17 protein-coding genes and 2 pseudogenes are annotated in these 20395 nt (G+C 75.8%); 14 read left to right on the forward strand and 5 right to left on the reverse strand.

All coding sequences use genetic code 11. The annotated features are described in order from the left end of the window. Nucleotides 1–687: pseudogene (locus PYV61_RS05975) on the reverse strand (hypothetical protein); the annotation flags it as partial. A gap of 51 nt (nucleotides 688–738) precedes the next feature. On the opposite strand from PYV61_RS05975, the gene PYV61_RS05980 reads away from it, so the two are divergent. Continuing rightward, entirely contained in the window at nucleotides 739–1374 is a 636-nt protein-coding gene (locus PYV61_RS05980) for a DUF4230 domain-containing protein (RefSeq protein ID WP_275829325.1), read from the forward strand. Between the two features lie 70 nt (nucleotides 1375–1444). Here the strand turns inward: PYV61_RS05980 and PYV61_RS05985 are convergent, their stop codons facing one another. Next, nucleotides 1445–2536 carry a M20/M25/M40 family metallo-hydrolase gene (locus tag PYV61_RS05985; RefSeq protein WP_275829327.1) on the reverse strand — a complete coding sequence of 364 codons (1092 nt, stop codon included), beginning with the start codon at nucleotides 2534–2536 and terminating at the stop codon, nucleotides 1445–1447. Nucleotides 2537–2615: 79 nt separating this feature from the next. Here PYV61_RS05985 and PYV61_RS05990 point away from each other — a divergent pair, with 79 nt between their 5' ends. Beyond that, nucleotides 2616–3863: a hypothetical protein gene (locus tag PYV61_RS05990; protein ID WP_275829329.1), complete on the forward strand. Its 1248-nt coding sequence runs from the start codon at nucleotides 2616–2618 to the stop codon at nucleotides 3861–3863. 187 nt (nucleotides 3864–4050) lie between these two features. Here PYV61_RS05990 and PYV61_RS05995 read toward each other — a convergent pair whose 3' ends face one another. Next, nucleotides 4051–5982: a hypothetical protein gene (locus PYV61_RS05995; RefSeq protein WP_275829331.1), complete on the reverse strand. Its 1932-nt coding sequence runs from the start codon at nucleotides 5980–5982 to the stop codon at nucleotides 4051–4053. A 390-nt stretch (nucleotides 5983–6372) separates the two neighbouring features. Between PYV61_RS05995 and PYV61_RS06000 the strand changes: the two genes are divergently transcribed. From PYV61_RS06000 to PYV61_RS06025, 6 genes are all read left to right on the forward strand, one after another. Further along, complete coding sequence (locus tag PYV61_RS06000) at nucleotides 6373–7362, forward strand: bestrophin family ion channel (protein WP_275829333.1); 990 nt, start codon at nucleotides 6373–6375, stop codon at nucleotides 7360–7362. Between the two features lie 127 nt (nucleotides 7363–7489). Continuing rightward, on the forward strand, nucleotides 7490–7879 hold the full coding sequence (locus tag PYV61_RS06005) for a VOC family protein (RefSeq protein ID WP_275829335.1): 390 nt from the start codon (nucleotides 7490–7492) through the stop codon (nucleotides 7877–7879). A 90-nt stretch (nucleotides 7880–7969) separates the two neighbouring features. Next, nucleotides 7970–9454 (forward strand): MATE family efflux transporter, encoded by a 1485-nt coding sequence (locus tag PYV61_RS06010; RefSeq protein ID WP_275829338.1) that lies wholly within the window; start codon nucleotides 7970–7972, stop codon nucleotides 9452–9454. 37 nt (nucleotides 9455–9491) lie between these two features. Then, nucleotides 9492–10037 (forward strand): hypothetical protein, encoded by a 546-nt coding sequence (locus PYV61_RS06015; RefSeq protein WP_275829340.1) that lies wholly within the window; start codon nucleotides 9492–9494, stop codon nucleotides 10035–10037. Between the two features lie 71 nt (nucleotides 10038–10108). Then, a complete protein-coding gene (locus PYV61_RS06020; RefSeq protein WP_275829342.1) occupies nucleotides 10109–10480 on the forward strand; it encodes a hypothetical protein in 372 nt (123 codons plus the stop codon). 44 nt (nucleotides 10481–10524) lie between these two features. Next, nucleotides 10525–11145, forward strand: coding sequence for a hypothetical protein (locus PYV61_RS06025; RefSeq protein WP_275829344.1), 621 nt, complete (start codon nucleotides 10525–10527; stop codon nucleotides 11143–11145). Between the two features lie 83 nt (nucleotides 11146–11228). Here PYV61_RS06025 and PYV61_RS06030 read toward each other — a convergent pair whose 3' ends face one another. After that, nucleotides 11229–11714 carry a hypothetical protein gene (locus tag PYV61_RS06030; RefSeq protein ID WP_275829346.1) on the reverse strand — a complete coding sequence of 162 codons (486 nt, stop codon included), beginning with the start codon at nucleotides 11712–11714 and terminating at the stop codon, nucleotides 11229–11231. 209 nt (nucleotides 11715–11923) lie between these two features. Between PYV61_RS06030 and PYV61_RS06035 the strand changes: the two genes are divergently transcribed. Further along, nucleotides 11924–13666 carry an ankyrin repeat domain-containing protein gene (locus PYV61_RS06035; protein WP_275829348.1) on the forward strand — a complete coding sequence of 581 codons (1743 nt, stop codon included), beginning with the start codon at nucleotides 11924–11926 and terminating at the stop codon, nucleotides 13664–13666. 65 nt (nucleotides 13667–13731) lie between these two features. Here PYV61_RS06035 and PYV61_RS06040 read toward each other — a convergent pair whose 3' ends face one another. After that, nucleotides 13732–14157, reverse strand: coding sequence for a hypothetical protein (locus tag PYV61_RS06040; protein ID WP_275829350.1), 426 nt, complete (start codon nucleotides 14155–14157; stop codon nucleotides 13732–13734). Between the two features lie 216 nt (nucleotides 14158–14373). On the opposite strand from PYV61_RS06040, the gene PYV61_RS06045 reads away from it, so the two are divergent. The 5 genes and pseudogenes from PYV61_RS06045 to PYV61_RS06065 form a co-directional block, all read left to right on the forward strand. Next, entirely contained in the window at nucleotides 14374–16599 is a 2226-nt protein-coding gene (locus tag PYV61_RS06045) for a penicillin acylase family protein (protein ID WP_275829352.1), read from the forward strand. Beyond that, on the forward strand, nucleotides 16596–17504 hold the full coding sequence (locus PYV61_RS06050) for an aldo/keto reductase (protein ID WP_275829354.1): 909 nt from the start codon (nucleotides 16596–16598) through the stop codon (nucleotides 17502–17504). Before PYV61_RS06045 ends, PYV61_RS06050 begins: the two co-directional genes overlap by 4 nt. Before the next feature lie 92 nt (nucleotides 17505–17596). Continuing rightward, entirely contained in the window at nucleotides 17597–18904 is a 1308-nt protein-coding gene (locus PYV61_RS06055; RefSeq protein ID WP_275829356.1) for a PQQ-dependent sugar dehydrogenase, read from the forward strand. Nucleotides 18905–18926: 22 nt separating this feature from the next. Next, on the forward strand, nucleotides 18927–19787 hold the full coding sequence (locus PYV61_RS06060) for a hypothetical protein (protein ID WP_275829358.1): 861 nt from the start codon (nucleotides 18927–18929) through the stop codon (nucleotides 19785–19787). Nucleotides 19788–19912: 125 nt separating this feature from the next. Next, a pseudogene (locus PYV61_RS06065) lies at nucleotides 19913–20323 on the forward strand (carboxymuconolactone decarboxylase family protein); the annotation flags it as partial. Nucleotides 20324–20395: the final 72 nt, after the last annotated feature.

A 20395-nucleotide genomic window follows, 5' to 3' on the forward strand; every position in this document is an offset into this window, starting at 1 on the left:
CCCCGCGTCCGCGCGCCGCAGGCGCAGCGTGTCGCCGGCGCGCCCGACGACCGCGTACGCGCGCTCGACGCGCGACGCCCAGCGCGGCGTGTGCGCGCCGTAGGCGGCGGTGAACAGCGCCGCCGGGACGCCGCGCGCCACGTTCACCCCGTCGAGCGGCACCGCGCGCGCGCCGGCGCCCGTGCCGGCGACCAGCACGCCGTCGAACGCCAGCCGGTCGATCCACGCCCGCCCGTCGCGCCCGACGGCCAGCGCGACGTGCGCGTTGTCGAAGGTGTCGAACGGCGACTCGGTGACGCGGCCGGCGCGGCGCACGACCCCCTCCTCGACTTGCAGCCCCTCCCCCTCGCCGGTCGACATCTCGAGCAGGTCGCCGTTGGGCGCGGCGACGACGCGGCGCCCGTCGCCGGGGGCGGGCGCGTCGCGGCGCGCCGCCATCGCCGTCGTGCGCTCGCGCCCCGCCTGCCGGTCGAAGGCGCGCGCGCTCTCGATCGCCGCGCCGCCCGAGTCGAGCGCGACCCGCACGACGTGCAGGCGCCACGGCCCGTCGGGGAGGGTGACGACGGCGTGCGTGACGCCGGGGCCGAGCGTGCGCGGGGCGGGGGACTGCGCCGCGGCGGACTGCGCCGCGGCCGCGGGGGCGAGGGCGAGCGCGCCCGCGAGGGCGGCGAGGAGCGGACGGGACATGGGCCCAAGCTACCGCCGGGGACGCCGCCGGCGGCACGCTACCTTCCGCGGATGCCCGCCGCCGCCCCGCACCCCGCCCCGGCACGCGTCCTCGTCTGGGGGCTCGTCGCCGTCGTCCTCGCGACCGCCGCGGCCGGCGGGATCACGGTGGTCCGTCGGATCGCGCGCCCGGGCCCCGTCCTCGCCCCGCCGGCGCCGCCGCGCGTCACGCACCAGGTGGTCGTCGAGCGGCTGGAGGCGGTCGCCCGCCTCGTCGCCTCGCAGATGACGCTGCGCGACGTCGTGGTGTACGAGCAGACGCGCTTCACGGCCACCAAGCGCGCGCTGCTCGTCGTCACCGGGCGCGTCTCGGCGGGGATCGACCTGCAGCGCGCCACGGACGTCGCGATCGACTCGGCGGCCCGCCGCATCGTGCTGACCCTGCCCCCGGCGCAGCTGCTGGCCGTCGAGGTGCTGGACGTGACGACCTACGACGAGCGCGCCGGGCTGCTCAACCCGTTCCGCCCCGAGGACCGCGACGCGATCCAGCGCGAGGTGCGCGCGCGGCTGGAGGACGCCGCGCGCCGCTCCGGCATCCTCGCCCACGCCGACCAGAGCGCGGCGCTGATGCTCCAGCAGCTGCTCGGCCGCGACGGCTACACGGTCGAGATCCGGCGCGACCCGGTGCAGCGGGCGCCGACCGGGTAGGGCCGATACGGAAACGAGGGAGAAGACGTCAGGCTCGAATCTTTCCCCCGGTCTCCGTGTCCTCCGTGTCTCAGGGGATACCCAGCATCCGCTTCGCCTGCGCCGGCGCCTCGGGCTTCTGCCCCGGCTTCCACTCCGGCCGCGGCCCGTCGGCCATGATCCGCACCGCGCGCACCGCCGCCTCCACCACGCGCGCCATGTGCGCGTAGTCCAGCCGCGACGCCTCGTCGCGCGGCGTGTGGTAGTCCTTGTGCAGGTCGAACGACGACAGCGCGTGCGCCGGGATCCCCGACCACGCGAACACGATGTTGTCGCTGCGCTGGAAGAAGTTCTGGTCCGGGCGCGGGTCGGCGACCAGCGGGATCCCCGCGGCCTTCAGCGCGTCGCCGAGCGTCGAGCGCTCGAACCCGGTGAGCCACGCCTTCCCCGGGCCGCCGGCCAGCGAGTCGGGGCGCCCGATCATCTCGATCTCGAGGTTGCCCACCGTGCGCGCCAGCGGCCACGCCGGGTGGCGCAGGTACCAGCGCGTGCCGACGAGCCCCACCTCCTCGCCGGTCATCGCGGCGAAGACCACGGTGCGCTTGGGGCGCGGCCCCGCGGCCAGCGCGCGGGCGATCAGCATCACCGTCGCCGTCCCCGTCGCGTCGTCGTCGGCGCCGTTGTAGATGCTGTCGCCGTCCACCGGGCGGCCGATGCCGAGGTGGTCGTAGTGCGCGTCGACGAGGATCGCCTCCTCGCGCAGCGCCGGGTCCGACCCGCGCAGGACCGCCACCACGTTCCCGCCGGACCGCCGCCGCTCGGCGGGCACCGTGTCGAGCGCCGCGAACGCGTCGAGCAGCTGCATCCCGCGCCCGCCGGCGGGGGCCGCGGCCATCGGCACGCGCTGCAGGAACCCGCCGAGCTCCCCCGCGTCGCCCGCCGGCTCGAGCCCCGTCGCGCGGAAGTGCTCGGCGATGTAGCGCGCCGCGCGCAGGGAGCCCGCGGTCCCGGTGCCGCGCCCCTCCATCGAGTCGGCGGCGAGCGCGCTGACGACCGCGCGCACCGTCTCGGGGGCGATCCCCGCCGACGCGGCCGACGCCGCGGACGGGGTGGCGGTGGTGGACGGGACGGACGCGCACGCGGTCAGCGCGAGCGCGGAGAGGGCGGCGATGCGACGGGGCATGGCGGTGGACGGGGGAGGGTGACCTGCCGCGCGAAAGCTACCGCGCCGGACGGCCGCCGGCTTGCAGGGAGCGCCCGCCATGACCCACCGCCCCGGGCTCTTCCCGACGTTCTTCCTCACCGGCTTCGAGTGCTCGTCGTTCGTGTGGAAGGACCGCGGCCGCCGCGACCTGGCCGCCGAGACGCATCACCGCGAGCGCGCGGCGGAGGACTACCGGGCGCTGCGCGCCCTCGGGATCGCGGTGGCGCGCGAGGGGATCCCGTGGCCGCTGGTGGACCGCGGGGGCACGTACGACTTCGCCGCGCGCGTCGACCCGCTGCTGGACGCGCAGCGCGCGGCGCAGGTGCTCCCCGTCTGGGACCTCTGCCACTACGGCCACCCCGACGACGTCGACCCGTTCGGCCCCGACTTCGTGCCGCGCTTCGCCGCCTACTGCCGCGCGGCCGCCGAGTACGTGGTGCCGCGCGGGCGCGGGCCGCACTGGTTCACCCCGATCAACGAGATCACGTTCTGGGGGTTCTGCGGGGGCGAGTGGGGGTGGGTGGCGCCGTTCGGGCGCGACCGCGCGACGCGCCACCGCTTCCGGCTGCGCCTGTGCGAGGCGGCGATCGCGGGGGTGCGGGCGATCCGCGAGGTCGCCCCCGACGCGCGCATGCTGCACTGCGAGCCGCTGATCCAGGTGGTCCCGCCCGAGGGGCGCCCCGACCTCGCCGACGAGGCGCGCCACGAGGCGGTGGACGACGCCTTCTTCGCCTGGGACGTGCTCGCCGGGCGCCGCCACCCGGAACTGGGCGGGTCGCCCGCGGTGCTCGACGTCGTCGGCGCGAACTGCTACAGCTTCGGGCAGATGGAGTACCGCGCCACCGGCCCGCACCAGGCGATGGCGCCGCGCGACCCGCGCGTCCGCCCGCTGTGCGACATGCTGGTCGACGCGTGGGAGCGCTACCGCCGCCCGATGGCGATCGGCGAGACGAGCGGGCTGGGGGACGGGCGCGCGGCCTGGCTCAAGGACGTGATGGAGGAGTCGATGGCCGCCGTGAACCGCGGCGTCGACCTGCACGGCGTCTGCCTCTACCCCGCCGTCGACATGCCCGACTGGCACACCGGGGCGTGGCTGCGCAACGGGCTCCTCGACGTCGTGGACCAGGCGGGCACCCTGCGGCGCGTGCCGAACGCCGCCTACGTCGCGGAGCTGCGGCGCTGGCAGCGGCTGCTCAACCGCGTCACGCAGCTCGACGCGGACCCGTTCAGCGATCCGGTCGAGCTGCAGGACGTGGTGGACGCGGCGCGGCGGCTGAATCCGTCGGGGGACAAGGATTGGGGGTGAATCGATAGGGCGACGTCGGGAACTGCGAACTCGGGAACTGCGAACTCGGGAACGGCGAACTCGGGAACGGCGAACTCGGGAACGGCGAACTCGAAAACTGCGAGCGATCGCTCCATCCGAGTTCGCGGTACCCGCGTTCGTCGTTCCCGAGTTCGCCCTCTGCGAGTTCGCCGTTTCCGTATTCGCCCTACACCTCCCTCCTCACCGCCACCGACGCCGGGAACCCCTCGCGCACCGCCGCCGTGACGCCGGGCATCCCCGACAGCGACAGCGTCCGCAGCCGCGGCAGGCGCGCCAGCGCGCGGACCCCCGCGTCGGTCAGCGCGGCCACCGAGTCGAACGTCACCGACTCCAGCGTCGCGATCGAGGCCAGCAGCTCGGGGGTGCGGTCGGTGGCGCGCGTGTAGCTGGCGAAGTACGACCGCAGCGCCGGGAGCCGCGCGACGTGCGCCGTCGCCTCGTCCCCCGTCTCGCGGCAGTACATGAGGATCAGCGACTCGAGCGCCGCGCACCGCGCGACGTGGCGGTAGCCGGCGTCGGGGACGTCGATCGGCATCAGCTCGCGCAGCGCCGGGAAGTCGGGGAGCGCCGCCAGCGCGTCGTCGGGGACATTCAGGCAGCTCACCGACAGCGCGCGCAGCGCGGGCATCGTCGCCAGCGCGCGGAAGCCGCGCGCCCCCAGCCCGTGGCAGCGGCGCCCCCACAGGTACTCCAGCGTGCGCGAGCGGGCGAGCGCGGCGAAGCCGTCGTCGGACGCCGTCGTGTCCTGGCAGATCAGGAAGCGCAGGTGCGGGAGCGCGCCCAGCGCGGGCAGCGACGCGTCGTCGGCGTCGAAGGCCAGCCACTGCAGCCGCGGGAGCGCCGCCAGCGCGCGCGCCGCCGCCGCGCCGAGCCCGAGCCGCGCGTCGTCGACGTCGAGCGCGTACAGCCCGTCGAGCCCCGCCAGCGCGCGCATCCCGGCGTCGGTGAACGTGCCGCGCAGCGTGAGCGCGTTGGGGCGCACGCCGCGCCCCGTCAGCTCCAGCCGCTCCTCGCCGCCCAGCCAGCCGCGGAAGGCGGGGATGCCGTGCAGCGCCGCGAGCCCGGCGTCGGTCACGCCGTTCCCCGTCCGCAGCTCGCGCAGCGCCGCGTGCCCGTCGAAGGCGCGCAGCGTCCCGTCGCCGCCCGGGGTGCCCATCAGGTTCACGTCGCGCAGCCGCGGACACGCCGCGAGGTGCCCGGCGCCCGCGTCGCCGACGGCGGTCCACGCCAGCGACAGCGTCTCGAGCGCCGGCAGGCCGCGCAGCGCGGCGAGCCCCGCGTCGGTGACGCCGGTCCCCGACAGGTCGAGGTGGCGCAGCCCGCGCAGGCGCGCGAGGTGGCGCACCCCGTCGTCGGTCAGCGCGCGCGACCCCGACAGGTCGAGGTGCGTGAGGTGCCCGAGCCGCGCCGCGCGCGCCAGCACGGCGTCGGTCATCTGGCCGTGCGCGCGTAGCGCCGGCAGCCGCCGCTCGCGCAGCACCGCGAGGGCCTCGTCCCAGTCGCGCGAGAACAGCGGGTCGCGGTCGCCGGCGTCGTGGAGCGCGACCGCGCGCGTGAGCGCCGTCGGCGAGTCGGCGGGGACCGCGGCCGCGTGCGCCCCCAGCGCCTCCCACGAGGCGAACCCCTGGGCGCGCGCCACCAGCGCGCGCGCCTCGTCGGGCGACACCACGTCGGCGGCCGGATCGTCCGGCGTCTCGTGCCGCCCCAGGTCGAGGCGCACGTAGCGGCGGAAGCCGTCGAGCGCGCGCATGTGGCCGAAGTGGTCCCACACCACGCGCAGCGCGGCGCGGTCGCCGTCGTTGTAGGCGCGCGCCAGCGCCAGCGCCACCCGCTCGTAGCGCGGCAGCACCCCGGCGCCCGCCACCGCGTCGGCGAGGGCGCCCCACCCGGCGTACCCGTGCTCGCGCGCCAGCGCGTGCTGCGCCTGCCGCAGCGTCGGCGCGCCGGCGGGGGCGTCGTGCGGGAGCGCGGCGGCGAGCCGCGCGCGGGCGCCGGCGTCGCCGGCGCGCAGGAGCTTCAGCCACCGCTTCGCCTCGCGGCGCAGCGCGTCGAGCGTGACGCCCGGCGGGGTCGGGACGGGCGGGGTCGGGCGGGACATGCGGACCTCCTCCGATGATGCCTGGGGTCCGCTGAGCGCAGGCTCGGAGAGGGTGCGGTCGGCGCGCGAGTCGCCCTGCACGTCGGGTGGGAATCCCTTGCCGCGGACCGGAGGCGTCCCGACGACGCGCTGAGGAATTTTATACCTGGTAGGGCGTTCTCAGATAGGGCGTTCTCAGATAGGGCGTTCTCAGATAGGGCGTTCTCAGATACGGCGTTCTCAGATGGGGCGTGCTCGGAGGGGCGTGCTCTGGAGCGGCGACGGCGGCGGTGCAGCGGTACCTTCTGGCAAGAGCCGCCCACGCTCCACGGAGAACGCCGTACCCGAGAACGCCGTACCCGAGAACGTGGTATCAGACCACGCCGTACCAGACCACGCCGTACCAGGTCCATGCAAACCGGCAAGCGCTACCCCCTCGTCGAGCTGCTCGTCTGGACCAAGCACGAGACGCTTTACATGACCGCCGTCGCCGCCATCCCGACGGCGCTCTACGCCCTGCTCGGCTGGCGGTTCGAGGTGCCGTGGGTCCCGGTCGCGATGCTCGGCACCGCGTCGGCGTTCACCGTCGGCTTCCGCAACAACGCCACCTACGCGCGGACGTGGGAGGCGCGGCAGGTCTGGGGGGCGATCGTGAACGCCAGCCGCGCGTGGGCGCTGATGGCGCGCGACTTCCCGACGCCCGCGCGCGCCGGCGACGCCGCGGCGACGCTCGTGCACCGGCACGTCGCCTGGCTCACCGCGCTGCGCTACCAGCTGCGCGAGGCGCGGGCGTGGGAGAACATGGACCGCGCGGACAACCGCCGCTACGCGCGCTTCTTCACCATCGCCGAGCACGACGGCCGCCTCGCCGACGAGCTGCGCCGCCTCCTCGGCGACGCCGAGGCCGACGCCGTGCTCGGGCACGCCAACCGCGCGACGGCGATCGCCGGGCTGCAGTCGGCGCACCTGCGCGCGCTCGCCGACGCGGGGGCGCTCGACGAGTACCGCCACGTCGCCATGGCGCGCCAGCTCGCCGAGCTGCTCGACCAGCAGGGGCGGTGCGAGCGGATCAAGAACTTCCCCTACCCGCGCCAGTTCGCGACGCTCAACTACTGGTTCATCCGCCTCTTCGTGTGGCTGGTGCCCTTCGGCATGCTCCAGGAGTTCCGGCGCCTCGACGAGGCCGCGGTGTGGCTGACGATCCCGTTCAGCGTCGTCGTCACCTGGATCTTCCTGGCGCTCGAGAAGGTCGGCGAGAGCACCGAGAACCCGTTCGAGGGGAACGCGAACGACGTCCCGATCACGGCGCTGGCGCGGACGATCGAGATCGACATGCGGCAGCTGCTCGGCGAAAAGGAGGTGCCGCCGGTGATCGCGCCGATGCATTCCATCCTCACCTGACGGCCTGCTACGGCGGGAGTCGTGACCGCGGGAGTCGAAAGAGCGGGAGTCGTGACGGCGCAGTGCGCACTCGCGACTCCCGCTTCGATGACTCCCGCGGTCACGACTCCCGCCCCTCTTCAGACAGATGCGAATCGCCCACGTTGCCCTCTGGACGCGCGATCTCGACCGCCTGCGCGACTTCTACACCCGGCATCTCGGCGCCGAGGCGAACGCGCGATACGAGAGCCGCAACACGCCGGGGCTGCGCACCCACTTCCTGACGTTCCCGGGGGGCGGGTGCCGGCTGGAGCTGATGGCGCTGCCGGCGCTGGCCGACGCGGCGGCGCCGCCGGCGGTGGGGTGGGCGCACGTGGCGCTGGCGGTGGGGGACGAGGCGGAGGTCGACGCGCTGACGGCGCGGCTGGCGGCGGCCGGGGTGCCAGTCCTGTCGCCGCCGCGCCGCACGGGCGACGGCTACTACGAGTCCGTGGTCGCCGACCCCGACGGGAACCGGATCGAGCTGACGGCGGGCTGAGGAGGGCGGGGGGTCCTTGCACGGGTCTGACCCGGAATCTTCGGGCGACCCCTCGCGTCCCCGCGCCCCCGGTGCGACCGTCAGGGTCCCGTGACCTCCGCCTCGACGCCCGTCCGCCCCGCCCCCGCTCCCGCCGAGCGCCCCGACGACCCCCCGCAACCGGCCCCCCCCGCCGGTCGCCGCGGGTCGCGCTTCGATCGGTCCATCGTCGAGGGGCCGCTGACCCCCGCGGTGTGGAAGATCGCCTGGCCGACGATGCTGACGAACATCATCGGCGGGCTGCAGGGGATGGTCGACCACGTCCTCGTCGGCCACCTCGTCGGCTTCAACGGCAACGCCGCCATCGGCGTCGCCTGGCAGATCTTCATCGTCGTCATCGCCTTCATCTCGTCGCTGTTCACCGGGATGGGCGTGCTGGTGGCCCGCTTCGCCGGCGCCAACGAGCCGGAGCAGGTCGACCGCACCGTCTACCAGGCCTTCATCACCGCGCTCGCGCTGTCGCTGCTGGTCATGGCGCCGCTCGGCTACCTGAGCGCGCCCTGGCTGCTCGACCTCGTGAACGCCGCGCCGGCGGTGAAGGCCGAGGCGCTGCCGTTCCTCCGCATCATGTTCGTGGCGGGGAGCGGGATGATGCTGTTCTTCATGATCGGCGGCGCCCTGCGCGCGGCCGGCGACGCCCGCACGCCGATGGTGCTCGGCATCGCGATGACGGCGATGAACCTCGCGTTCAACGTCGTCTTCATCCGCGGCCTCGGCCCCGTCCCCGCGTACGGCACCAAGGGCTCGGCCATCGGCACCGCGATCGCGTCGGGGATCGTCGGGCTCTACTCCGTGTGGAAGCTGTGGAGCGGGAGCTGGGTGGTGTCGTTCCGCCGCGCGCACGGCTTCGCCCCCGACTGGACGATCATCCGCTCCCTCTTCCGGTTCGGGCTCCCGGCCGGGATCCAGGGGATCGCGATGAACGTCGGCGGCGTGCTGATGCTCGGCTTCATCGGCTCGCTGGCGCAGAGCGCGGCGGCGCAGGCGGCGTTCGCGGTGTCGTACTCGCAGCTCTTCTCGCTCATCACCTGGACGTCGGTCGGGCTGATGGGCGCCGCCGCCGCGACCGCGGGGCAGAACCTCGGCGCCGGCCGCCCCGACCGCGCCGCCGAGGCGGTGCACGTCGCCGCGCGCTTCGGGCTCATGGTGGCGGCGGTCGTCGGCGCCGCCTTCGCGCTCGTCCCCGAGGCGCTGCTCGGCGTGTTCGGGATGAACGAGCCGGCGGTGCTGAGCATCGGCGCGCAGCTGCTGCGCGTGCTCTCGGTGTCGGGGCTGTTCATCACCGTCGCCCTCGCCTTCACCGGCGGTCTGCAGGGGGCGGGCGACACGCGCGGCCCGCTCTACATCTCGATCGTCTCGCAGGTCGTCCTCCCGCTCGGCGTCTGCTTCTTCATCCAGCGCACCGGGACGCTGCAGCCGCTCCACATCTGGCTGGCGATCCTCGGCGGGCACCTGACGCGCGCGGTGCTGAGCGTGCTGCGCTTCCGGCAGGGGCGCTGGCGGCAGATCCGGGTCGACGTCGGCGCGAAGCGCTGACCGCCGGCGCGGCACGCCTCCCGCGTTGGACGGAGGCATGCGACCGCCGCGCGCCCTCCCGTCCGCCCTGGCCTCCGCCCTCCTGTGCGCCGCCTGCGCGTCGGCGCCCGGCGCGGGGGCGGGTGCGGGGGCGGGGGCGCCCCTCCCCGCGGCGCCGTGGAGCGGGGCGCGGCTGACGGGCGCCGAGGCGCCCGCGGTGTACGGCGAGCAGTGGCGCCGCGCCGCCAACCGCGCGACCTGCGCGCTCCTCGCCCCGCGCACGCTCGGCGAGGGGGCGGGGGCGACGCCGCGCGCCGCGACCTACTCGGGCGGGTGGGCGGTGGCGTACGACCGCCCGGGGCTGCGCAGCGCCTTCGGCGTCGCCGGCAGCGGGAGCCCCGCGAACGGCGACACGTACGCGTGGGCCGACTCGCTGCGGTGGGCCGACGGGAGCGTCGCCACCTACGGCCCCGAGGGGGGTACGGGACCGAACCAGCTCGCCTACCTGCGCGTGGCGGGGCAGGGATGCCTCTACAACGTCTGGTCGCGCCTCGGCCGCGCGCACCTCGTCACGCTGCTCGGCGCGCTGCGCTTCGTCGAATGAGCCCCTGGCGTGCGGCGGGGGGACGTTCGCATCTTGGCGCCGCACGCACGCCCCGCCACCCGGAGGCCACGGTGCCCGACGAGTCGCCCGCCCCACGCCCCGCCCGGACCCGCGCCATCGCCCTGATCGGCGTCCCCGACGAGCGGCGCGCCCCGCACACGGCGAGCTTCCCGCTCGCGCCGGAGAAGATGCTCCCCGACGCCGACGTCGTGCTGCTGGTGGCCGACGACGACCCCGGGGCGATGCTCTTCCGCTACTCCGCGTACGGCGAGCTGGCCGGCGACACCTGGCACCCGAGCGCCGACGACGCGCGCGGCACCGCCGCCGAGGAGTACGGCGACGCGCTGCAGCCGTGGGTCGAGGTGCCCGACGACGTGGCCGACGCGCACCACTTCGCGGTGCGCTACGCGGCCGAGCGCCTCAACGACCGCGAGGGGCGCTGAAGCCGACCGAGAAGCTCGGCGAGGCGACCGCCCCCGACGGGACGGTGCTCGCGCTCTACCGCCACGACGGCGCGTACACGATCCGCGCCGGCGGCGTCGAGCTGATGTCGACGCGCCGCCACGCCTCCGAGGACCGGCTGGCCGCGCTGGTGTGCGGGCCGCTGCGCGACGTGCCGGACGCGCGCGTGCTGGTCGGCGGCCTCGGGCTCGGCTTCACGCTGCGCGCCGCGCTCCGCGAGCTCCGTCCCGACGCGCGCGTGGTCGTCGCCGAGCTCGTGCCGGAGGTGGTCGCGTGGAACCGCGAGCCGTCGTACGGCCTCGGCGCCGACGCGCTGGCCGACCCCCGCACCGAGCTGCGCGAGGCCGACGTCGCCGACGTGCTGCGCGCCGCGCCGGGGAACTTCGACGGGATCATGCTCGACGTCGACAACGGCGCCGAGGCGCTCACCAACGCGGGCAACGCGGGGCTGTACGGGCGCACCGGCATCCGCCTCGCGGCGGCCGCGCTGCGCCGCGGCGGGCGGCTCGCCTACTGGGCGGCCGACGAGGCGCGCGCCTTCGAGTCCGCGCTGCGCCAGGCGTCGCTCGTGGTCGAGGTCGAGCGCGTGCGGGCGCACGGCAAGGGCGGGCCGTGGCACACGCTGCTCGTCGCGCGGGTGCCATAGAAGATCGGACACGGAGGGACACGGAACCCGGGGGATGGACTGCAGGCTCCAGTCCATCCCCCGGGTTCCGTGTCCCTCCGTGTCTATGCAGTCGCCAGCGCCACGGCGGGCACCGGCTCGCGCAGCGCGAACCATGTGACGGCGAGCGTCGCCCCGCTCCACGCGGTCGTCAGCACGCCGAAGAACGCGTGCACCGGGATGGTCGGCGCGCAGATCAGCAGCACGAGCCCCGTCGCCCGCAGCACCTCGGCGCGGTCGCCCGCCAGCGCCGCGCGCAGCACGCGGCGGCCGAGCAGGATGAGCAGGGCGCCGAAGAGGAGCAGCGAGTACGTGCGCCAGTCGTACGCGAACGGCCGGCCGCTCGTCATCGACGTGTTGCGCAGCGCGACGTTGTAGATGATGTCGGCGCAGTGCGCGGCGAGCATGACGACGAGCCCCGCGCCGTGGAAGGCCGCGAAGGCGGCGCCGAGCAGGCGCGCGCCGCGGGCGCCGCGCCGCCACAACAGCGTCGGGAGCGCGAGCAGCGCGGCGGCCAGCGCGGCCATCACGATCGGGTCGATGAAGGGCATGGCCCATGGGTACCACCGGACGCGCGGGCGTCGCATGGGTCGGTTGACCGTCCGCGCCGCGGCGTGCAGCTTTGCGGCAGCGCGCCACGGGGCGCCTCCTGTCCGCGGCAAGGGAGCGAGCTCCCACCCGATGCACGACCGACCGACCCGGAACCTTGCCTCCGGCCCGTCGATCAGCGGACCTCGGGCGGCACCGGGAGGAAGGTCCCATGACGCGGAAGCTCACGCCCGCCAGCACCCTCGCGACGCTGCGCCGCGAGGCCAAGCGCTGGCTCCACGCCCTGCAGGCCGGCGACCCCGCGGCCCGCGAGCGGCTGCGGCGCATCACCCCCGACGCGCCGGACGCGCCCGCGGCGGCCACCCTGCGGCAGGCGCAGCACGCGCTGGCGCGCGAGCACGGCCTCGCCGGCTGGCCGGCGGTCCCCACGGCGCTCGGCGCCCGGCGCGACTCGGCGCCCGCACCCGTCGACGACGCGCGCGTCGCCTGGTTCCTCCAGAACGCGTGCCCCGACCACTCGGTGCGCGGCCCGCGCGCGCGCGCCGCGGCGCTCGGCGTCGTGACGCGGATGCTGCGCGACCACCCCGCGGTCGCGCAGGCCGACGTCGTCACGCGGGTCGTGTGCGGCGACGTCGACGGGGTGCGCCGCGCGCTCGCCGAACGCCCCGCGCTGGCCGCCGAGCGCGTGGGGCCGAAGGGGTGGACGCTCCTGCTGTACGGCTGCTTCACGCGCCTCGCGCACGCGCCGAGCGTCGACGGCGCCGTCGCGATCGCGGAGCTGCTGCTCGACCACGGCGCCGACCCGAACGCGTGGTTCCCCGCCGGCGACAGCCGCTACACCCCGTTCGTCGGCGTCGTCGGCGAGGGGGAGGAGGACCGCCCGCCGCACGCGCGCCGCGACGCGCTGGTCGACCTGCTGCTGGCGCGCGGCGCCGAGCCGTACGACGAGCAGGTGCTCTACAACGTCCACTTCAAGGGGCGCATCGGGTGGCTGATGCCGCGCCTGCACGCGGCCAGCCTCCGCCTCGGCCGCGCCGACGACTGGGCCGACCCCGAGTGGCGCATGCTCGGCATGGGCGGGTATGGCGACGGCGCGCGCTACCTGCTGACCGTCGCCCTCGACGCGCGCGACCCCGCGCTGGTCGAGTGGCTGCTGGCGCACGGCGCGAGCCCCGACCCCGCGCCGGCGCGCGGCCACGCGCACTGGAAGGCGCCGACGGCCTCGATCCACGACGAGGCGCTGCGCCGCGGGCTGCCGGAGATCGCCGCGCTGCTGGAGAGCCACGGCGCGACGCCGAGCGGCTACGTCCCCGACGCGCGCGCCGCGTACGCCGCCGCCTGCCTCGCGCTCGACCGCCCGCGCGCCGAGGCGCTGCTGGCCGAGCACCCCGCGCTGCGCACCGACGCGCACGCGCTCGTGCAGGCGGCGCAACGGAACCGCGCCGACGCCGTGGCGCTGCTGCTCGACCTCGGGACGCCCACCGAGGCGGAGGGGGAGCACCGCACGCGGGCGCTGCACGCCGCCGCGTGGGCCGACGCGGTGGACGCCGCGGCGGTGCTGCTGGCGCGCGGCGCCGAGCCCGACCCGGTCGAGGCGCACTGGGGGAACACGCCGCTCGACTTCGCGGTGTACGCCCAGCACCCGCGCATGCAGGCGCTGCTCGCCCCGCACAGCCGCGACGTCTGGAACCTCGGCTACGCCGGGTTCGTGGACCGCGTGCGCGCCGTGCTGGCCGAGGAGCCGGCGCGCGCCCGCGCCGCCAGCGCGCGCTGGGGGACGCCGCTGCACTGGCTCCCCGAGGACGAGCGCGCCGCCGTCGCGCTGGCCGGGCTGCTGCTCGCGCACGGCGCCGACCCGGCGATGCGGCGGGAGGACGGCCTGAGCGCCGCCGACGTCGCGGAGCGGCGCGGGCTGGCGGGGGCGGCGGCGCTGCTGCGGGAAGCGGAGGGATAGCGTCGAGCGTCGAGCGTCGAGCGTCGAGAGGACTCCCTCGACGCTCGACGCTCACCGCTCGACGCTCAACTCCGCGCCTTCCCCCGCAGCGTCCCCTGCCGCTCGCCCAGCGCCCAGCGGCCGTCGACGCGCGACGCGGCGTCGGCGTCGTTCTGGCGGCCGAGCACCAGGGTGAGCAGCCCGTGCGCGGTCTCGCCCTGGAGCACCAGGTCGGTGCCCATCACGGTGACCGTCATCGGCTGCGCGCGGCCGGCGCCGGCCGCGCGGAACGACGCCGAGAGCGTGCCCGCCGAGTCGACGACGGTCACGTGCGCCGGCAGCGCCGCGTCGCGGGCGGCGAGGCGGTAGCTGGCGACGACGCGCGGGGCGGCGAAGGCGACGGCGCGCGCGTCGGGGCGCACGACGTCGTGCGCGGCGTGCTGCTGCGCGGCGTCGGGGGCCGCGGACAGGGCGGCGGCCGCCAGGGCGGCCAGGAGGGAGCGCGTGGACATGGGACGGGACCTCGATCTATGGGTTCACGGGCCGCGGGGGCCGTGCGCGCTCGGCGGCGGCGCACGGGGAGAGGATCGGCGATCCGCGGGCGCGCCGCGCGGGTCGGGCGACCCGGGGCGCTCGACCCCCCCCTCCGGTGATGCGGACGTTCCGGGCGCGTCCGGACATGCCGCGCAATAGCTTTCGGCGTCGCCCACTCCCCGCCCCGACGCCTCATGCGCCACCGCCTTCCCGCCCTCCTCGCCGCGGCCGCGCTGCTCGCGCCGCCCGCGACCGCCCACGCCCAGGACGCCGCCCGCGCGCGCGAGCGCGCCCGCGCCGCCCGCGTGACCATCGTCCGCGACCAGTGGGGGGTCGCGCACGTCTACGGGAAGTCCGACGCCGACGCCGTGTTCGGGATGGCGTTCGCGCAGGCCGAGGACGACTTCAACCGCGTCGAGACGAACTACATCAACGCGATGGGGCGGCTCGCCGAGGTCGAGGGGGAGCGCGAGATCTGGCGCGACCTGCGGATGAAGCTGTTCATCGACACGCTCGACATGAAGGCGAAGTACGCCGCCAGCCCCGAGTGGCTCAAGGAGCTGATGGTCGGCTGGTCGGACGGGCTCAATCACTACCTCGCCACGCACCCGCAGACCAAGCCGCGCCTCCTCACGCGCTTCGCGCCGTGGATGGCGCTGACGTTCAGCGAGGGGAGCATCGGCGGCGACATCGAGAGCGTGTCGCTGCGCGACCTCGAGCGCTTCTACGGGCCGCGCAGCGGCGGCACGACGTCGCCGGCGAGCGCCGGCGCGCCGGGGGGCGGCGACGGGGCGGAGCGGCCGTTCGTGCCGGAGCCCGGCGGCTCCAACGGCTTCGCGCTGGCGCCCAGGGTGACGGCGACCGGGCACGCGATGCTGATGATCAACCCGCACACGTCGTTCTACTTCCGCCCCGAGATCCACGTCGTCAGCGAGGCGGGGCTGAACGCCTACGGCGCCGTGACGTGGGGGCAGTTCTTCGTCTACCAGGGCTTCAACGACCGCCTCGGCTGGATGCACACGTCGGGCGGCGGCGACGTGATCGACGAGTACCGCGAGACGGTCGCCGAGCGGGGCGGGCGGGCCTTCTACAGGTACGGCACCACCGAGCGCCCGCTGCGCGCGCGGGTGATCGGCCTCCCCTTCCGCCGCCCCGACGGGAGCATGGGGCGCCGCGACGTGACCGCGTACTTCGCGCACCACGGCCCGATCGTGCGGGGCGAGGACGGGGCGTGGGTGGCCGTGCGGCTGATGCAGGAGGAGGTGAAGGCGCTCCAGCAGTCGTACCTGCGCACCAAGGCGCGCACGTACGCGGAGTTCGCGAAGGTGATGGACCTGCGCACCAACTCGTCGAACAACACGGTGTACGCCGACGCCGACGGGAACATCGCGTACTGGCACGGCAACTTCCTGCCGAAGCGCGACCCGTCGATCGACTTCACGAAGCCGGTGGACGGGAGCGACCCGCGCACCGACTGGAAGGGGCTGCACACCAACGCCGAGATCATCACGCTGAAGAACCCGGCCTCGGGCTTCCTCTACAACAGCAACGACTGGCCCTGGCAGGCGGCCGGCACGACCGGCGCGAGCCCCGACTCGACGCGCTTCCCCAAGTACATGAACGGGAGCGGCTACCAGCCGCGCGGCCCGCACGCGATCCGCGTGCTGGAGGGGAAGACGGGGTTCACGCTCGACGGGCTGATCGCGGCGGCCTACGACTCGTGGCTGCCGGCGTTCGAGCCGATGATCCCCGCGCTGGCGCGCGACTGGGAGGCGCTGCCGGCGTCGGACACGCTGCGGACGGCGCTCGCCGAGCCGGTGGCGGCGCTGCGCGGGTGGGACCTGCGCTTCGGGCTGCAGTCGGTGCCGACCACCGTCGCGCACTACTGGGGGGAGGAGCTGCTGGCCCGCATCGGGGCGGCGGCGCGGCAGGCGGGCGTCAACAACTACGCCTACATGGCGTCGCCGGCCGCCGCGCGCGCGCGGCTGGAGGCGCTGGCGCGCGCGACGGCGCGGCTGACCGCCGACTTCGGGACGTGGCGCACGCCCTGGGGGGAGGTCAACCGCTACCAGCGCCTCACCGGCGACATCGTGCAGCCCAACGACGACGCGAAGCCGAGCCTCCCGGTGCCGTTCGGGTCGGCGACGTGGGGGTCGCTGGCGGCCTACGGGCAGACGGGGCCGCGCACGACCAAGCGCATCTACGGCAACCGCGGCAACAGCTTCGTCGCCGCGGTGGAGTTCGGGCCCAAGGTGCGCGCCAAGAGCGTGCTCGCCGGCGGCGTGAGCGGCGACCCGAGCTCCCCGTACTTCGTGAACCAGGCGGAGCGCTACGCGCGCGGCGAGTTCAAGGACGTCCTGTTCTACCGCGAGGACGTCGAGAAGGCCAAAGTGCGGAGCTACCACCCGGGCGACCGGTGACGGCTCCCGCCACCCTCGTCCCCCTGTCGGCCGACGGCCCCGCGCTGTCGGCCGTCGTCGCGGGGGTGTGGCGCATGGCGGCGTGGGAGATGGACGTCGCCCAGCGCGTGCGCTGGATCGAGGGGTGCCTCGCGCTCGGCGTCTCGACCTTCGACCACGCCGACATCTACGGCGACTACCGGGTCGAGGCGCTGTTCGGCGAGGCGCTGGCCGCCGAGCCGTCGCTGCGCGACCGGGTCCAGCTGGTCACCAAGTGCGGCATCAAGCTGGTGTCGCCGCGCCGCCCCGACCACGCGCGCAAGTCGTACGACAGCTCGCCGGCGCACGTCACCGCGTCGGTCGAGCAGTCGCTGCGCGCGCTCGGCGTCGACCACCTCGACCTGCTGCTGCTGCACCGCCCGGATCCCCTGCTGGACCCCGACGCGCTGGCGGAGACGTTCCGCGCGCTGCGCGAGTCGGGGAAGGTGCGCCACGTCGGCGTGTCGAACCACACGCCCTCGCAGCTCGCGCTGCTGCACGCGCGGCACCCGGTCGCCACCAACCAGGTCGAGCTGTCGCCGCTGCACCTGACGCCGCTGCACGACGGCACGCTCGACCAGTGCCTGTCGCTCGGCATCCGCCCGATGCTCTGGTCGCCGCTGGCCGGGGGGCGGCTGCTGGCCGGCGACGACCCGGCGGCCGTGCGCGTGCGCGCCGCGCTGGAGGCGCTGGGCGCCGAGCGGGGGGCGAGCGCGGCGACGATGGCGTTCGCGTGGCTGCTGCGGCACCCCTCGCGCCCCGTCCCGATCACCGGCACCCGGCGGCTGGAGGGGATCGCCGAGGCGGTGGCGGCGCTCGGCGTCGCGCTGAGCGCCGAGGACTGGTACCGGGTGTGGGAGGCGGGGGCGGGGCACGAGGTCCCCTGACGGCCTGACCGAGGGCTGACGCCGTATCCCGGGGGCGGGAACCGGGCTTGCACCGTAGACGTCGATTGCGCGAACCCTCAGCCGAACCATCCATGTCCAGTCGAGTCCGCCTCGCCGCCTCGGCGGCGCTGCTCCCCATCGCCGTCCTCGCCGCCTGCGCCCCGCGCGGCACCGCCAGCGACACCGCGAGCGCCTCCGGCACCAGCGGCTCCAGCGCCGCCGCCGGCGGCGAGGTCGCCGCGGCCGCCGCGCCCTGCGCCACCCCGCTCGAGACGCGCGCCCCCAACGCCGCCGACCAGAAGCCGGCCTTCCCCGAGCAGACGCGCGCCTGCGGCGTCACCTCCAACGTCGCCTACGACGTGAGCGTGGTCGCCACGGGGCTGTCGCGCCTCTGGTCGGTCGAGCCGCTCCCCGACGGCGCGCTCCTCGTCTCCGAGAAGGCGGGGCGGCTGCGCGTCGTGTCGCCGCAGGGGCAGGTCGGCCAGCCGCTGCAGGGCGTGCCGGCCGTCGACGCGCGCGGCCAGGGCGGGCTGCTGGACGTCGCGCTCTCGCCGCAGTTCGCGACCGACCGCGTCGTCTACTGGAGCTTCACCGAGCCGCGCCAGGGCGGCAACGGCACCAGCGTCGCCCGCGGCGTGCTCTCCGCCGACCGCACGAAGCTCGACGACGTGAAGGTCATCCTGCAGGCGATGCCGACTTACAACGGCACGATGCACTACGGCTCGCGCCTCGCCTTCGGCCCCGACGGGATGCTCTACGTCACCCTCGGCGAGCGCTCGGTGACCGAGATCCGCCCGCAGGCGCAGGACCTCAACAGCCACATGGGGAAGATCCTGCGCGTCCGCCCCGACGGGACGGTGCCGCCGGACAACCCGTTCGTCGGCCGCGACGGCGCGCGCCCCGAGATCTGGTCGTCGGGGCACCGCAACGTGCAGGCGGCGGCGTTCGACGCGCAGGGGCGGCTGTGGGACATCGAGCACGGCACGCGCGGCGGGGACGAGCTGAACCTCGTGCAGAAGGGGAAGAACTACGGCTGGCCGGTCGCCGCCTACGGGATCGAGTACGCGGGGCGCCCGATCGCCAACTCGAACGGGCAGACGCAGCGCGAGGGGACGGAGCAGCCGGTGTACTACTGGGACCCGGTGATCGCCCCGTCGGGCGCGCAGTTCTACACGGGGAGCGCGTTCCCGGCGTGGCGCAACTCGCTGTTCGTCGGCGCGCTCAAGGAGCAGCGGCTGGTGCGCCTGCAGCTGCAGAACGACCGCGTCACGGGCGAGGAGCACCTGCTGGCCGACCGCAAGCAGCGCATCCGCGACGTGCGGCAGGGCTTCGACGGGAACCTGTACCTCGTGACGGACGCCGAGGCGGGCGAGATCTGGAAGATCGCGCCCAGGCGCTGACCGGGTGGCCCGACGACGTCGGGTGACGGTCCTGCTGGCCGCGGCGACGCTGATCGCCGCGGCCGTCGTCGTCCTCCGCCCGCGCGCCGCGGCGGGGCCCCCGCCCGACGACGCCGACGCCCCGCGCGCCGCGCTGGCGACCGCGCACTTCGCGATCGACGCCCACGGCCTCGACCCGGCGCGCGCGGCGGCGCTCGGCGCCTACCTCGAGGCGCACCGGGCGCGCGTGCTGGCGGACCTCGACGTGCGCGCGATGCCGGCGGTGCGCGTCGTCGTGCAGTCGCACGCCGACTTCACGCGCGACTGGGGCGCGCGCGTCGGCGCGGCGGGGCTGCGCTTCCAGCCGAAGGGGCTGACCGCCGGCGGCGCGGTGTACGTGTACGGCCCGTGGGCGGCGGGGAGCGACGCGGGCGAGCTGCACCGCGTGGTGCTGCACGAGTTCGCGCACCTCGCCGCGGCGCGCACGGTGGCCGAGCACCTCGCGCGCGCCGGCGGCGACACGGCGGCGCACCGCGCGGCCGCCGAGGCGTCGGCGACCGGGCAGCACGCGCGCTGGCTCTCCGAGTCGGTGGCGCTCCACGCGGCGGGGCAGGCCACGGACGTCAACACGCTCGGCTACATGCTGCGCGGGAAGTACCCCACGCTCGCGGAGCTCGACGACCCGACGAGCGGGCGCGTGTACGAGGTCGGCTACCGCGTCGCCGAGTTCGTGGTCGCGACGTGGGGCCGGGAGCGGCTGGTCGCGCTGCTGCGCGCCGACGGCGACGTGTCGCGCGTGCTCGGCCTCACCGACGCCGAGTTCTCGCGGCGGTGGTACGACTGGGTGGAGGACCGGTACCTGATCGTGAAGCCGCGCTGGTTCGGGCGGACCGCGACCCGCTAGAACGACGAATTGGATCCGAGGGATCCGATCTGATCCGTCCGATCCGATTCCCCCGCTGTTTGGACCGTCCCTCGCCGCGACGTTTGGCGCTTGGGGCGGCGCATGCCCGCGCGTAGGGTGCGCGCATGCCGACCCCCCGCCGCTTCGACTTCGACGGCGCCGCGCCCGACGCGCCGCGCGCCGTCTCCGCGCTCGACGCCTGCGCCGCCGGGCTGGGGCTGCCGCCCGCGCTGGCCGCGCTGGTGCGCCTGCGCACCTCGCAGCTCAACGGCTGCGCCTACTGCGTCGACCTGCACGCGCGCGAGGCGCGGCGCCACGGCGAGTCCGAGGCGCGCGTCGCCGCGGTGGCCGACTGGCGCGCCGGCGCCCAGTTCACGCCCCGCGAGCGGGCGGCGCTGGGGTGGGCGGAGACGCTGACGCGGCTCGGCGACCGCGCGTGGACGCCCGAGGCGCAGGCCGAGCTGCGCGAACACGCCGACGCGCGCGAGGCCGCCGCGCTGACGATCGCGGTGGTGGCGATCAACGCCTGGAACCGGCTCGTGCTGGCGCAGGGGCGCGTCGCGGTCGCGCTGGCCGCGCTCGTCCTCGCCGCCTGCCGCCCCGCCGAA

Source organism: Roseisolibacter sp. H3M3-2, assembly GCF_029211165.1.
Lineage (GTDB): Bacteria > Gemmatimonadota > Gemmatimonadetes > Gemmatimonadales > Gemmatimonadaceae > Roseisolibacter.

Excerpts from the sequence above, each read along its gene's own strand:
- PYV61_RS05980 (WP_275829325.1), top strand. The coding sequence starts at position 739 with ATGCCCGCCGCCGCCCCGCACCCCGCCCCGGCACGCGTCCTCGTCTGG.
- PYV61_RS05985 (WP_275829327.1), bottom strand. The coding sequence starts at position 2,536 with ATGCCCCGTCGCATCGCCGCCCTCTCCGCGCTCGCGCTGACCGCGTGC.
- PYV61_RS05990 (WP_275829329.1), top strand. The coding sequence starts at position 2,616 with ATGACCCACCGCCCCGGGCTCTTCCCGACGTTCTTCCTCACCGGCTTC.
- PYV61_RS05995 (WP_275829331.1), bottom strand. The coding sequence starts at position 5,982 with ATGTCCCGCCCGACCCCGCCCGTCCCGACCCCGCCGGGCGTCACGCTC.
- PYV61_RS06000 (WP_275829333.1), top strand. The coding sequence starts at position 6,373 with ATGCAAACCGGCAAGCGCTACCCCCTCGTCGAGCTGCTCGTCTGGACC.
- PYV61_RS06005 (WP_275829335.1), top strand. The coding sequence starts at position 7,490 with ATGCGAATCGCCCACGTTGCCCTCTGGACGCGCGATCTCGACCGCCTG.
- PYV61_RS06015 (WP_275829340.1), top strand. The coding sequence starts at position 9,492 with ATGCGACCGCCGCGCGCCCTCCCGTCCGCCCTGGCCTCCGCCCTCCTG.
- PYV61_RS06030 (WP_275829346.1), bottom strand. The coding sequence starts at position 11,714 with ATGCCCTTCATCGACCCGATCGTGATGGCCGCGCTGGCCGCCGCGCTG.
- PYV61_RS06035 (WP_275829348.1), top strand. The coding sequence starts at position 11,924 with ATGACGCGGAAGCTCACGCCCGCCAGCACCCTCGCGACGCTGCGCCGC.
- PYV61_RS06040 (WP_275829350.1), bottom strand. The coding sequence starts at position 14,157 with ATGTCCACGCGCTCCCTCCTGGCCGCCCTGGCGGCCGCCGCCCTGTCC.
- PYV61_RS06045 (WP_275829352.1), top strand. The coding sequence starts at position 14,374 with ATGCGCCACCGCCTTCCCGCCCTCCTCGCCGCGGCCGCGCTGCTCGCG.
- PYV61_RS06055 (WP_275829356.1), top strand. The coding sequence starts at position 17,597 with ATGTCCAGTCGAGTCCGCCTCGCCGCCTCGGCGGCGCTGCTCCCCATC.